Source organism: Stutzerimonas tarimensis, assembly GCF_042648805.1.
Classification (GTDB): Bacteria; Pseudomonadota; Gammaproteobacteria; order Pseudomonadales; family Pseudomonadaceae; genus Azomonas; species Azomonas tarimensis.
Genome location: NZ_JBHRXZ010000024.1, coordinates 487,828 through 500,583, shown reverse-complemented (window position 1 = coordinate 500,583; position 12,756 = coordinate 487,828). Strand labels below are relative to the sequence as shown.

The following is a 12,756-nucleotide window of genomic DNA, read 5'->3' as shown; positions in this document are numbered from 1 at the left end:
GCGATAAAACGAGAGACCGCGGCAGACACGCGGACTCTGCAGGGCAGTGTGCCGGCCCGCGGTCTTCGCTCAGCCGGGATGCTGCTGGCTGAGCGGGAAGAGCAGGTCGATGAAGCGTTCGGCAGTCGGCTGCGGCTCGTGGTTGGCCAGACCGACCCGCTCGTTGGCTTCGATGAATACATAGTCCGGCTGGCCAGTGTCCTGAACCAGAAGGTCCAGGCCCACCACCGGGATATCGAGGGCGCGTGCGGCACGGATCGCCGCTTCGACCAGTACCGGATGCAGCTGGTCGGTGACATCCTCGAGGGTGCCGCCGGTGTGCAGGTTGGCGGTGCGCCGCACGGCCAGTTGTCGCCCTTCATCCAGAACGGTATCGAAGGTCACCCCCGCCCCTTGCAGGCAACGCTTGGTTTCTTCATCCAGGGGGATGCGGCTTTCACCGCCGGTAGCGGCCGCGCGACGGCGGCTCTGGGCTTCGATGAGGGCGCCGATGGTGTTGCGTCCGTCACCGATCACCTGGGCCGGGCGGCGGATGGCGGCGGCGACAACCTCGAAACCGATCACCACGATGCGCAGGTCGTCTCCAGGGTGGAAGCTTTCCAGCAGGACGCGGCTGTCGAAGCGGCTGGCGCGCTCGATGGCCGCGGCCAGTTCGTCCTCGTCGGTGATGTCCACGGCTACGCCATGACCCTGTTCGCCATCGAGCGGCTTGACCACCACCCTGCCGTACTTTTCCAGAAACGCCGCGTTGTCCTCGTCGGTCCCTGCCAGCTGCTGCGCCGGCAGTTTGAGTCCGGCGTGGGAAAGGCAGCGATGGGTCAGCGACTTGTCCTGGCAGAGCGTCATGGCGACGGCAGAGGTGAGGTCCGACAGCGACTCGCGGCAGCGCACCTTGCGGCCGCCGTGGGAGAGCGTGAAGAGACCGGCGTCGGCATCATCCACATGTACCTCGATACCCCGCTTGCGGGCCTCGTCGACGATGATCCGTGCGTAAGGGTTGAGGTGCGCCTCCGGACCCGGGCCGAGAAACAGCGGCTGGTTGATGATGTTCTTGCGCTTGACCGTGAAGGTCTGCAGGTCACGAAAGCCCAGCTTGGCGTAGAGCGCCTTGGCCTGGAGGTTGTCATGCAGCACCGACAGATCCAGGTAGGCACGGCCGCGGCTCATGTAGTGCTCGACCAGGTGGCGCACCAGCCCTTCACCTACGCCAGGGCGCGGGCAGGTGGGCGAGACTGCCAGGCACCAGAGGCTGGAGCCGTCCTCGGGGTCGTTGAAGGCCTTGCGGTGGTCAAGGCCCATGACACTGCCGAGGATCTGCCCGGAGTTCTCGTCTTCGGCCAGCCAGTAGACCGGTCCGCCATCCTGATAGGGCGTACACAGCCGGTGGTCGACCGGCAACATGTGGCGTGACTGGTACAGGCTGTTGATCGCGGTCCAGTCGGCCTCGCACTGCAGGCGCCGCACGACGAAGCCACGAAAGCTGCGGCGTGCTGGCCGGTAGTCGGAAAACCACAGGCGAAAAGTGTCGGACGGGTCGAGAAACAGCTGTTGTGGTGACTGCGCGAGCACCTGTTGTGGCGCCGCCACGTAGAGCGCGATGTCGCGCTCGCCGGGCGCCTCGTTCAGGAGGTCGTGGGCCAGGGTCGCGGCGTCGGGGTAGGTATGCCCGATGAGGATGCGACCCCAGCCGCAATGCAGCGAGACCGGCGCGGTGGAAACCGGCAGTCCGTCTTCGGCGAGACGCGCCTGCAAGCGCTGGTAGCTCGGCGTCTGGCCGCGCAACAGGCGCTGACCGTAGGCTTGCGACTTCTGCATGGATGCTCCTTTAGAGGCCTTGTTCGCTTAGCCAGAGGTTGAGCGCCGCCAACTGCCACAGCTTGGAACCACGCAGCGGAGTGAGTTGCCCATCCGGATCGGCCAGCAATTGTTCGATGGCCTTGGATTGGTATAGACCACGATCCTGGCTCGGGTCCATCAGCAGCTCGCGAACCCAGTCCAGGGTGGCGCCTTGCAAATGCTTGAGACCAGGCACGGGAAAATAGCCCTTGGGCCGATCGATCACCTCCGCCGGAATCACCTGCCGAGCCGCTTCCTTGAGGACGTACTTGCCGCCCTCGGGCAGCTTGTACTTGGCCGGGATGCGTGCCGAGAGCTCGGCGACCCGGTAGTCGAGGAACGGCGTGCGCGCCTCCAGGCTCCAGGCCATGGTCATGTTGTCCACGCGCTTGACCGGGTCATCCACCAGCATCACCGTGCTGTCGATGCGCAGCGCCTTGTCCACTGCCGCGTCGGCGCCGGGCTGGGCGAAGTGATTGCGCACGAAGTCGCCGGAAAAATCGCCCTGGACCCACCTGTCCTGCATCAGCGAGGCGTACTCCTCGTAGCTGCGGTCGCGGAAGGATTCCAGATAGGCGGCTACGGCGTCGTCCGATCCGTCCACCTTCGGATACCAGTGATAACCGGCGAACAGCTCGTCGGCGCCTTGGCCGCTCTGCACCACCTTGCAATGCTTGGCGACCTCTCGCGAGAGCAGGTAGAAGGCGATGCAATCATGGCTGACCATCGGCTCGCTCATGGCGCGGAAGGCGGCCGGCAACTGCTCGAGGATTTCATGCTCCTGGATGCGCAGCTGATGATGGCGGGTCTGGTAGTGGTTGGCGATGATGTCCGAATACTTGAATTCGTCGCCGCGCTCGCCGCCGGCGTCTTCGAAGCCGATCGAGAAGGTCAGCAGGTTCTCCGCCGCACCGGCTTCGCGCAGCAGGCCCACCAGCAGGCTCGAGTCGACGCCGCCGGACAGCAGCACGCCGACGTCCACCGCGGCGCGCTGGCGCACGGCGACCGCGTCGCGCATGGTATCGAGCACGCGCTGTTTCCAGTCGTCGAAGCTGTACTTCTCCTCTTCGGGGCGGGCGCCAAAGGGCAGGGTCCACCAGGTCTGCTGGCTGCGGCGGCCCTGGCTGTCGAAGCGCATCCAGGTCGCAGGCGGCAGTTTTTCGATGCCGGCGATCAGGGTGTCAGGTGCCGGCACCACCGCATGAAAGCTCATGTAGTGATTCAGCGCGACCGGATTGAGCTCACCGCTGATGTCGCCGCCCTTGAGCAGGGCCGGTAGCGAGGAGGCGAAGCGCAGGCGCTTGTCGGTGCGGCTCAGGTACAGCGGCTTGACGCCGAGGCGGTCGCGGGCGATGAACAGCTGGCCGCTGTCTCGCTCCCAGATGGCAAACACGAACATGCCGTTCAGGCGCGGCAGCAAGGCCTCGCGCCAGGCGTGGAAGCCCTTGATCAGCACCTCGGTATCGCCGTCGGAGAAGAATCGGTAGCCGAGGGCTTCCAATTCCGCGCGCAATTCCGGGTAGTTGTAGATGGCGCCATTGAAGACCATCGACAGACCCAGGTCCGGGTCGATCATCGGCTGGCCCGAAGCCTCGCAGAGATCCATGATCTTCAATCGACGGTGGCCGAAGGCCAGCGGACCCTGGCTATGGAAGCCGCAGGCATCGGGGCCGCGAGCAGTCAGGTGGTGAGTGATGCGTTCAACCGCCGCAAGGGTGGCTGGTTGATTATCGAAACGTAGTTCTCCAGCTATGCCGCACATAGTCCTTACCGGGTTTGCCGTTGGGGATTGAGACTGAGGTCCTGAAAGCGAGTTCAGACTTTCGGACAGGCGTATTTGGTTTGCAAAGACGCCTGCAGCTGCCCTTGGCGCAAGCCGCTGCACTGCTCTTCAAGTTGTACACCAAAACAAAATAATGATTTGATGTCAAAGTTGATTGACGGCTGGGTATGGAGAAATGTTCGGAAAAAAGGTTTCAGTTGAAACGAACATATCGGCGTTTGAGCTCGGTCTGCTACGCGCCATGCGGCGTTTGCAGCAAGACGCGGAGGTGCACGCCAAGCGGCTTGCCCGTTATGGTGGGCTGACGCCGGTGCAACTGATGATCCTCAGGATCCTTCAGGGCGAGGGCAAGATGACCGCTTCGGCACTCAGTCGCTTCGTCAGCCTGACGCCCGCGACACTGTCGGGCCTGCTCGACCGACTCGAAGAGCGTGGCCTGCTGCAGCGTCAGCGCGACGACCTGGACCGGCGCCGGCAGTGGCTACTGATCAGCGACAACGGCCGACAACTGCTCGAACAGGCGCCGCCCTTGTTGCCGCCGGAGTTCTGCGCGCGGTTTTCCGCCTTGCCCGAGTGGGAACGGCACGGCCTGACGGCTGCGCTGTTGCGCGCGGCGGAGCTGTGTGGAGAGATGGAATAGCACCAGAGGTAGGGGCGACGCGGACTCAGGTGTACTTGGTGAAGATCGCGCGCACCCGGGCCATGGTTTCCTGGGAGTCGCTTTGCGGGCTCAGCACGGTTTCCTCGACGAGGCACACCAGCATCTCCTGGTAGGCGCGGTCAAGGGCCTTGCGGGCCGCGGAAAACTGCTGGGCGATGGCCTCGCAATCCTCCTCCCGGCGGATCATCGCCTGGATGCCGCGGATCTGCCCCTCGACCCGGGCCAGTCTTTTGAGCATGGCATCACGCTGCTGGGCCTGGGCCTGTTGCCCGTCAAGCGGTACCTTCATCGCGCTACCTCGCGGCTCGGTGTAAAGGCCCCGCGCAGGTCTTCCTGCCTGAAGCCGAGCGCCTGATCCTGAGGGTAACGGCTTTCGACGACCGCGGCGAGCGCTGGCGTGGCAAGCCAGGCGGGGCTTGCCGGTGCCAGCGACAAGCGAAATTTCATCGATCATCCCTCCAGGCCGGAAGATATACCCTTGGGAGTATCGCGTGGGGCCGTGGCGCCTCGCAAGACCGTTCAGCCTTCGTTGCGGATCAGGCGGCGCAAGAGGAAACGGCTGGGATGGCAGGCCTGTGCCACCGAGCGCGGCAGCGGCACAGGTTCGTCCTCGATCCAGGCCGCGAGCAGTTCCGCGCTCAGCGGAGCAGTGATCAGGCCACGCGAACCGTGGGCTGCATTGATGTAGAGGCCCTCGAGCCAGGGGCAAGGGGTTTGCGGGCGCTGCCGGGCGTCCTTGCGCAGCACCGCGTACGCGCTGGCGAAGGCCTCGGCATCGGCCAGCGGGCCCACCAGCGGGAGGTAATCCGGGCTTGTACAGCGATAGGCCGCGCGTCCGGCCAGGCTGTCGGCGTTCAGCGCCTGGGCCTCCAGCCGCTCGGAAAGGTCGGTGGAGAGGGCCGTGAGCAGGCCGAGGTTACTCTGGTGCTCGGCTGCCGTGGGTGTGAGGTCTGTCGCATCAAAGGCGAAGCTGGCGCCCAGGGTGTGCGCGCCGTCCCGCGGCGGCGCCACGTAGCCTTCGGCGCAGAGCACCGTGGCCAGCCCTGCACTGGCCGGGGTCATGGGCAGACAGGTGATCTGCCCACGAATGCGCTTGAGGGGCAGCCAGGTGGTCTGTGCGAAGCGGTTGCTGTCGGCCCCCGTTGTGAGCACCACCAGTGGGGCTTCGGCGAGCACTTGGTCCTCGGCAAGCGCCTGCCAACCTTCTGTCGTGCGTTCCAGGCTCAGGGCCTGATGGTGGCGCAGCAGTTCGATCCCCGGCCGATCGAGCAATGCCCGGCACAGAGCCGGAGGATGCAGCCAGCCCGCTTCGGGAAAGAACAGACCGCCAGCCGGCAGCCCGATGCCCGCCAAACGCTCGGCCGTAGCCCGGTCAAGCAGCTCGGTAAGTCCGGGATAGACCTCCGCGAGCCGGGCCTGGCGGGCCGCTTCCCTGTCATCGAAGGCCAGTTGCAGAACGCCGCAGGCGGACCAGTCGCGCCCTTGCTGCAACCGCTCCAGCAGGCGCCGGGTATGACCGAAGCCGGCGACCACCAGTTGGCTCAGGGCCGTGCCGTGCGCCGAGAGCTTCAGGTAGAGGATGCCCTGTGGATTGCCCGATGCCTCCTGGGCAGGTTCGCCATGGCGCTCCAGCACCTGCACCTGCCAGCCGCGGGCGGCCAGGCTGGCGGCGCTGGCGCAGCCGGCCAGGCCCGCACCGATCACCAGCGCGCGGCGTGAGCCCCGGGGCAAGGCCGGTGGCCTAAACCAGGCGGGGCGATGTTCAAGCCCGGGACCAGCGAAGACGCCGCGCAGGATCTCCCGCTTGCGCCCATATCCCGGCACCCGGCGCATCTCGAAGCCGGCCTCGATCAGGCCGCGGCGAACGAACCCGGCGCTGGTGAAGGTGCCCAGCGTGGCGCCGGGCGCCGACAACCGGGCCAGTTCCGCGAACAGGGCCGGGGTCCACATGTCGGGATTCTTCGCCGGGGCAAAGCCGTCGAGAAACCAGGCGTCGACCCGCGCGTCAAGCTCAGGCAACTGCTCCAGCACATCACCGATCAGCAGGGTCAGGGTGACTCGGCCCTGGTCGAACACCAGGCGCTGAAAACCGGGATGAAGGGCGACGTAGCCGTCGAGCAGGCGCTCCGACCAGCTTTTCAGTTCGGGCCAGAGCGCCAGCGCACGGCGCAGGTCGTCCAGGGTCAGCGGGTACTTTTCGACGCTGACGAAATGCAACCGGGCGCCCTCCGGCGCGGTCTGCTCGAAGAGCTGCCAGGCACAGAGGAAATTCATTCCGGTGCCGAAGCCGGTCTCGCCGATCACCAGCCGGCCGTGCCCCAGGCTGGCGAAGCGGGTCGCCAACTCGTTACCCTCGAGAAACACATGGCGGGTTTCGCCCAGACCGTCATCGCGGGCAAAGTAGACGTCGCCGAACTGGCGCGACAGGGGCTGGCCCTGTGGGTCCCAGTCAAGCTGGGCATGGCGGGGATCTGGCATCGCTACCTCCGGAAAACCGCCGGCATTGTAGCGACGCCGGGCACCGTTGCGCAGGCGCATGACACCCGAATGAAGTGCAGGAGAGACGCCATGTTTGAATCCGCCGAGCTCGGCCACAGGATCGACAAGAAAACCTTCGACGCCGAGGTGCCCGCGCTGCGCGAGGCGCTGCTGCAGGCGCAGTTCGACCTCAAGGCACAGGGCGATTTCCCCTTGCTGATCCTCATCAACGGCATCGAGGGTGCCGGCAAGGGCGAGACGGTCAAGCTGCTCCACGAGTGGATGGACCCGCGCCATATCCAGGTCACCAGCTTCGAGCATCCCAGTGACGAGGAGCAGGCCCGTCCGGCGGCCTGGCGATACTGGCGACAGCTGCCGGCCAAGGGGCAGATCGGCGTGTTCTTTGGCAATTGGTACAGCCAGATGCTCCAGGGGCGAGTCGCCGGTACGCTGGACGAAGCTGGCTTCGAGCATGCTCTGGACGAGGCCGTGGCGCTGGAGCAGATGCTCTGCAACGAGGGCGCGCTGGTGCTCAAGTTCTGGTTCCATCTCTCGCAGCAGCGGATGAACGCCAGGCTCGAAGAGCTCGAGGACGATCCGCAACACAGCTGGCGTATCAGCCCGCTGGACTGGCACCAGTCGCGGATCTACGAGGATTTCGTCCGCCACGGTCAGCGCATGGTGCAGCGCTCCAACTGTCAGCGGGCGCCCTGGCATGTGGTGGAAGGTTTCGATCATTACTATCGCAGCCTCACCGTCGGCCGCATCCTGCTGGCCAGTCTGCAGGATGCGCTGAAAGCGCGTCGCAAGGACCGCCGGGACGTCGGCGGAACGGCGCGGGTCGGCAACGGCCTCGACCAGCGCCGACTGCTCGACAGCCTCGACCTGTCGCAGCGCCTCGACAAGGCCGGCTACCAGCAGCAGCTGCTCACCGAGCAGGCGCGCCTGTCCCGCCTGATGCGCGACCCGAAGATGAAACGCCATGCCCTGGTGGCGGTGTTCGAAGGCAACGACGCGGCCGGCAAGGGCAGCGCCATCCGTCGGGTGGCCGATGCCCTCGACCCGCGCCAGTACCGCATGGTGCCGATCGGCGCGCCGAGCGACGAGGAGCTGGCGCATCCCTACCTGTGGCGCTTCTGGCGGCACGTACCGCCGCATGGACGATTCACCATCTTCGACCGCTCCTGGTACGGCCGGGTACTGGTGGAGCGGGTCGAAGGCTTTGCCGCGCCGGTTGACTGGCAGCGTGCCTATGGCGAGATCAACGCGTTCGAGGAGCAGCTCACCGAAGCCGGCACCATTCTGGTGAAGTTCTGGCTGGCGATCGACCGTGACACCCAGTACGAACGTTTCAAGGCGCGGGAGAAGACACCCTTCAAGCGCTTCAAGATCACCGATGAAGATTGGCGCAACCGGGAAAAATGGGACGACTATGTCGAGGCCGTGGATGACATGGTGACGCGCACCAGTACCCGTGATGCGCCCTGGACGCTGGTCGAGGCCAACGACAAGCGCTATGCCCGGATCAAGGTGCTGCGTACCCTCAACGAGGCCCTGGAACGCGCGTTCGGCCAGGACGGCTGAACGCGCGCAGTGATCACTCCGGTGCCAGCATCTGCTCCGGCCGTACCCACTGGTCGAACTCCTCGTTGCTCAGGTGCCCGAGCTCCAGGGCGGCTTCGCGCAGGGTCTTGCCTTCGGCGTAGGCTTTCTTGGCGATTTCCGCCGCGCTGTCATAGCCGATGTGGCGGTTCAGCGCGGTGACCAGCATCAGGCCGCGCTCCAGATGCTCGGCCATGCGCGCAGCATCCGGCTCCAGCCCGATCACGCAGTGCTCGTTGAAATTGCGGCAACCATCGGCCAGCAGCCGGATCGACTGCAGCAGGTTGTGGATGATCACCGGCTTGAACACGTTCAGCTGAAGCTGGCCCTGGCTCGCGGCGAAGCTCAGTGCGGCGTCGTTGCCCATCACCTGGCAGGCGAGCATGGACAGCGCCTCGCACTGGGTGGGGTTGACCTTGCCGGGCATGATCGAGCTGCCCGGTTCGTTGGCCGGCAGGCGAACCTCGGCCAATCCTCCGCGTGGGCCCGAGCCCAGCAGGCGCAGGTCGTTGGCCAGTTTCATCAACGCCACGGCAAGCGTCTTGAGCGCGCCGGAAAGGGCCACCAGCGGCTCATGGCCCGCAAGAGCGGCAAACTTGTTTGGCGCCGAGACGAACGGCAGCCCTGACAGTGCGGCAATCTCCGCGGCGACCGCTTCGGCGAAACCCCTGGGTGCATTCAGCCCGGTACCCACTGCGGTGCCGCCCTGGGCCAGTTCGTACACCGCAGGCAATGTCTGGCGAATCGCCTGCTCGGCAATGTCGAGCTGGGCGACAAAGGCCGAGAGCTCCTGGCCGAAGGTAATGGGCGTGGCGTCCATCAGGTGGGTGCGGCCGGTCTTGACCAGGTCGTTGTGGCGCGCGGCGTGTTCGGCGAGGCCGCCGGAAAGCTCGCCAATGGCGGGCAGCAGCTGGTCATGCACGGCGCGCGCGGCGGCGATGTGCATGGCGGTGGGAAAACAGTCATTGGAGCTCTGCGCGCGGTTGACGTGGTCGTTGGGGTGCACCGGGCTCTTGCCGCCGCGTTCGCCTCCGGCCAGCTCGTTGGCGCGTCCGGCGATGACCTCGTTGACGTTCATGTTGCTCTGGGTGCCGCTGCCGGTCTGCCAGACCACCAGGGGAAACTGGTCGTCGTGTTCGCCGGCGAGAATTTCGTCGGCGGCCTGTTCGATCAGCCGGGCGAGATCCGGCGGGAGGTCGCCGATGCGGTCGTTGATCCGCGCGGCGGCCTTCTTGATCAGCGTCAGGCCGTGGATGACCTCGAGCGGCATGCGCTGGTCGCCGATGGCGAAATTGATCAGCGAGCGCTGGGTCTGGGCACCCCAGTAAGCCTGTTCGGGGACTTCGACGGGGCCGATGCTATCGGTTTCGGTTCTGCTCATGGATGTGCTCCTCGGGGTATGCAGCTTAGGTGCGGCAGCGGGCGGAGGGGTTCCCGCGGTGCCGATGCGCTGTCCTTGAGCACGGCGGGGCGAGGGCGCAGAATGGCGATCTTTGTGCGCAAACTGCAGCCTGTTCGGTCTCTGTCAGTCAGTAGGAGTCTAGTCCGCTGTAATTGGAGCAGCGGCTTGCCTTCGACTTCAGGCGGGGTACGCGAGCGCAGCTGCCCGCTGAACTAGAATCCAACCAGTCCCAGAGGAAGACAGGCATGTCCAAGCAAGAGCAGATTGTCGCCGCGTTCCAGGCCCTGCAGCCGCAGCACCTGGACATTCTCGATGAGAGCCATATGCACAGCCGGGGCCTGGAAACCCATTACAAGGCGGTGGTGGTCAGCGAAGCGTTCGCCGGGCTCAACAGCGTCAAGCGTCACCAGAAGGCCTATGCCGCGATGGGCGAGCTGATGGGGCAGATCCATGCGCTCGCCCTGCACACCTACACCCCCGAGGAATGGTCCCTGCAGGGGCAGGCACCTGCTTCCCCGGCCTGCGCCGGCGGGCACTGATCGATCCCCGGCCGCCGGCGGCGCCGGGCCCTGACCCCTGGAGAGCTTCGTGGACGCACGCCTGGTTTATGTCATGGACCCCATGTGCTCGTGGTGCTGGGGGTTCGCGCCGGTCATCGAGCGCCTGGCCGAGCAGGCGGCGGCTGCCGGGGTGGGCCTGCACCTGGTGGTCGGGGGCCTGCGCAGCGAAAGGGGGAAGCTCGACGCAGCCGGTCGCGAACGCATCCTCGGCTACTGGCGGGCGGTTCAGGCCGGGACGGGGCAGCGCTTCAACTTCGAGGCGGGCCTGCCTGCCGGGCTGGTCTACGATACCGAGCCGGCCTGCCGCGCCCTGGTGACGGCCCGGGCGTTCTCGGAGGAGGCTGCCTGGACCCTGGCCGGGCTGATCCAGCGCGCCTTCTATCTGGAAGGACGCGACGTCACTGGGGCCAGTGCGCTGCGGGAACTGGCCGAGCAGGCAGGCCTCCCGGCTGAAGGGTTCGCCGAAGCCTTCGACCTCCAGGCCAGCGTCGAGGCGACCCAGGCCGATATTTGCTGGGCGCGTGACCTGGGCATTGCCGGCTTTCCCACGCTGCTGGCCCGGCGCGACGGCATGCACGTCTTGCTGAGCCACGGGTATCAGCCGCTGGATCGTCTCGCGCCGCTGCTGGCTCGCTGGCTGGAGCAGGGCGGTCATGGCTGACCGGCTCAGTTGGGCGGAAATCCGGCGGCTTGCCCTTCATCATCGAAGGTCCCTGATCCTGGCCAATCTCATCGCCTTTCTGGCGACGCTGTGTACCGTGCCGATTCCTCTGTTGCTGCCGTTGCTGGTGGACGAAGTGCTGCTAGGGCAGGGCGACGCGGCGCTGCGGGTGATGGACCTGGCGCTGCCGCCTGCCTGGCAGCAGCCGGTCGGCTATATCGGCCTGATGCTGGCGGTATCGCTGGCGCTGCGCGGTGGCGCCATGGTGCTGAACATCCTTCAGGCGAGGCTGTTCGCCCGGCTGTCCAAGGACGTGGTGTATCGCCTCCGGTTGCGGTTGATCGAGCGACTCAAGCGAATCGCCCTGCAGGAATACGAGAGCCTTGGCAGCGGATCGGTCGCGGCGCATCTGGTGACCGACCTGGAGACGATCGACAAATTCGTCGGCGAGACCCTCAGCCGCTTCGTGGTGGCGCTGCTGACGCTGATCGGCACCGCGGCGATCCTGATGTGGATGCACTGGCAACTGGCGCTGCTGATCCTGTTGTTCAATCCGCTGGTGATCTACGCCACCGTCCAGTTGGGCAAGCGGGTCAAGCACCTGAAAAAGCTGGAAAACGACAGCACCGCGCATTTCACCCAGGCGCTCACCGAAACCCTGGACGCGGTTCAGGAAGTACGCGCCGGCAATCGTCAGGGCTTCTTTCTCGGTCGCCTCGGCTTGCGTGCCCGGGATGTGCGCGACCGCGCCATGGCTTCGCAATGGAAAACCGACGCGGCCAATCGCGCCAGCGGCATGCTGTTCCAGTTCGGCATCGACGTGTTCCGGGCGGCGGCCATGATCACCGTGCTGTTTTCCGATCTCAGCATCGGCCAGATGCTCGCGGTGTTCAGCTACCTCTGGTTCATGATCGGGCCGGTGGAGCAGCTGCTGGGCCTGCAATATGCCTATTACGCCGCTGGCGGCGCGCTGATCCGTATCAATGGGCTGCTGGCCCGGGCCGACGAACCGCAATACGTCCCGCGTCGCAACCCTTTCGACGGTAATCGCACGCTGGGCCTCGAGGTGCGCGATCTGGACTTTTCCTACCGCGACGAGCCGGTGCTGGAAGGGCTCAACCTGAGCATCGAGCCGGGCGAGAAGGTCGCCCTGGTCGGCGCCAGCGGCGGAGGCAAGAGCACCCTGGTGCAACTGCTGCTCGGCCTGTACCAGCCGCAGGCGGGGCAGATCCGCTACGGCGGCGTGCCGCTGGAGGAGATCGGTCTGGAGACCCTGCGCGAGGAAGTCGCCGTGGTCCTGCAGCATCCGGCCCTGTTCAACGATACGGTGCGCGCCAACCTCACCCTGGGCCGCGAGCGCAGCGATGCCGACTGCTGGCGCGCACTGGAGATCGCCCAGCTGGCCGATACCGTTCGCCAGTTGCCGGACGGCCTGGACAGTATCGTCGGTCGTTCCGGGGTGCGCCTGTCCGGCGGGCAGCGGCAGCGCCTGGCGGTGGCGCGGATGGTGCTGGCCGAGCCCAGGGTGGTGATTCTCGACGAGGCGACCTCGGCCCTGGATGCGGCGACTGAATTCGCGTTGCACCAGTCGCTCGAGCAGTTTCTCGCGGGACGCACCACCCTGATCATCGCCCACCGCCTCTCCGCGGTAAAGCAGGCTGATCGGGTGCTGGTATTCGATGGCGGACGAATCGCCGAGCAGGGTGGGCACCAGCAGCTGATCGCCGAGGGCGGTCTCTACGCTCGGCTATATGGCCATCTGCAGCACTAGAA

At 66.0% G+C, this 12,756-nt stretch carries 11 protein-coding genes; 5 read left to right on the top strand and 6 right to left on the bottom strand.

Annotated elements, in window-relative coordinates; genetic code table 11:
* Positions 1 to 69: 69 nt before the first annotated feature.
* A complete protein-coding gene (gene ngg / locus ACFOMF_RS16180) occupies positions 70 to 1,815 on the bottom strand; it encodes an N-acetylglutaminylglutamine synthetase (protein ID WP_386366756.1) in 1,746 nt (581 codons plus the stop codon).
* Between the two features lie 10 nt (positions 1,816 to 1,825).
* Complete coding sequence (locus tag ACFOMF_RS16175) at positions 1,826 to 3,598, bottom strand: N-acetylglutaminylglutamine amidotransferase (protein ID WP_386366754.1); 1,773 nt, start codon at positions 3,596 to 3,598, stop codon at positions 1,826 to 1,828.
* Positions 3,599 to 3,794: 196 nt separating this feature from the next.
* On the opposite strand from ACFOMF_RS16175, the gene ACFOMF_RS16170 reads away from it, so the two are divergent.
* Positions 3,795 to 4,259 (top strand): MarR family winged helix-turn-helix transcriptional regulator, encoded by a 465-nt coding sequence (locus ACFOMF_RS16170; protein WP_386366752.1) that lies wholly within the window; start codon positions 3,795 to 3,797, stop codon positions 4,257 to 4,259.
* Positions 4,260 to 4,284: 25 nt separating this feature from the next.
* On the opposite strand, the gene ACFOMF_RS16165 is transcribed toward ACFOMF_RS16170, so the two are convergent.
* The 3 genes from ACFOMF_RS16165 to mnmC form a co-directional block, all read right to left on the bottom strand.
* Entirely contained in the window at positions 4,285 to 4,569 is a 285-nt protein-coding gene (locus ACFOMF_RS16165; protein WP_386366750.1) for a metal-sensing transcriptional repressor, read from the bottom strand.
* A complete protein-coding gene (locus ACFOMF_RS16160) occupies positions 4,566 to 4,727 on the bottom strand; it encodes a hypothetical protein (protein ID WP_386366748.1) in 162 nt (53 codons plus the stop codon). The genes ACFOMF_RS16165 and ACFOMF_RS16160 overlap by 4 nt, the downstream gene beginning before the upstream one ends.
* Positions 4,728 to 4,799: 72 nt before the next feature.
* Positions 4,800 to 6,758, bottom strand: coding sequence for a bifunctional tRNA (5-methylaminomethyl-2-thiouridine)(34)-methyltransferase MnmD/FAD-dependent 5-carboxymethylaminomethyl-2-thiouridine(34) oxidoreductase MnmC (gene mnmC / locus ACFOMF_RS16155; RefSeq protein WP_386366746.1), 1,959 nt, complete (start codon positions 6,756 to 6,758; stop codon positions 4,800 to 4,802).
* A gap of 90 nt (positions 6,759 to 6,848) precedes the next feature.
* Between mnmC and pap the strand changes: the two genes are divergently transcribed.
* A complete protein-coding gene (gene pap / locus ACFOMF_RS16150) occupies positions 6,849 to 8,342 on the top strand; it encodes a polyphosphate:AMP phosphotransferase (RefSeq protein ID WP_386366744.1) in 1,494 nt (497 codons plus the stop codon).
* 13 nt (positions 8,343 to 8,355) lie between these two features.
* On the opposite strand, the gene ACFOMF_RS16145 is transcribed toward pap, so the two are convergent.
* Positions 8,356 to 9,741, bottom strand: a complete 1,386-nt coding sequence (locus ACFOMF_RS16145; protein ID WP_386366742.1) for a class II fumarate hydratase — start codon at positions 9,739 to 9,741, stop codon at positions 8,356 to 8,358.
* Between the two features lie 266 nt (positions 9,742 to 10,007).
* Here ACFOMF_RS16145 and ACFOMF_RS16140 point away from each other — a divergent pair, with 266 nt between their 5' ends.
* The 3 genes from ACFOMF_RS16140 to ACFOMF_RS16130 are packed head-to-tail and all read left to right on the top strand — an operon-like array spanning position 10,008 to position 12,754.
* On the top strand, positions 10,008 to 10,301 hold the full coding sequence (locus ACFOMF_RS16140; RefSeq protein WP_386366740.1) for a BolA family protein: 294 nt from the start codon (positions 10,008 to 10,010) through the stop codon (positions 10,299 to 10,301).
* A gap of 49 nt (positions 10,302 to 10,350) precedes the next feature.
* A complete protein-coding gene (locus tag ACFOMF_RS16135; protein ID WP_386366738.1) occupies positions 10,351 to 10,983 on the top strand; it encodes a DsbA family protein in 633 nt (210 codons plus the stop codon).
* Positions 10,976 to 12,754 (top strand): ABC transporter ATP-binding protein, encoded by a 1,779-nt coding sequence (locus tag ACFOMF_RS16130; protein WP_386366736.1) that lies wholly within the window; start codon positions 10,976 to 10,978, stop codon positions 12,752 to 12,754. Before ACFOMF_RS16135 ends, ACFOMF_RS16130 begins: the two co-directional genes overlap by 8 nt.
* The last annotated feature ends 2 nt before the right edge of the window (positions 12,755 to 12,756 follow it).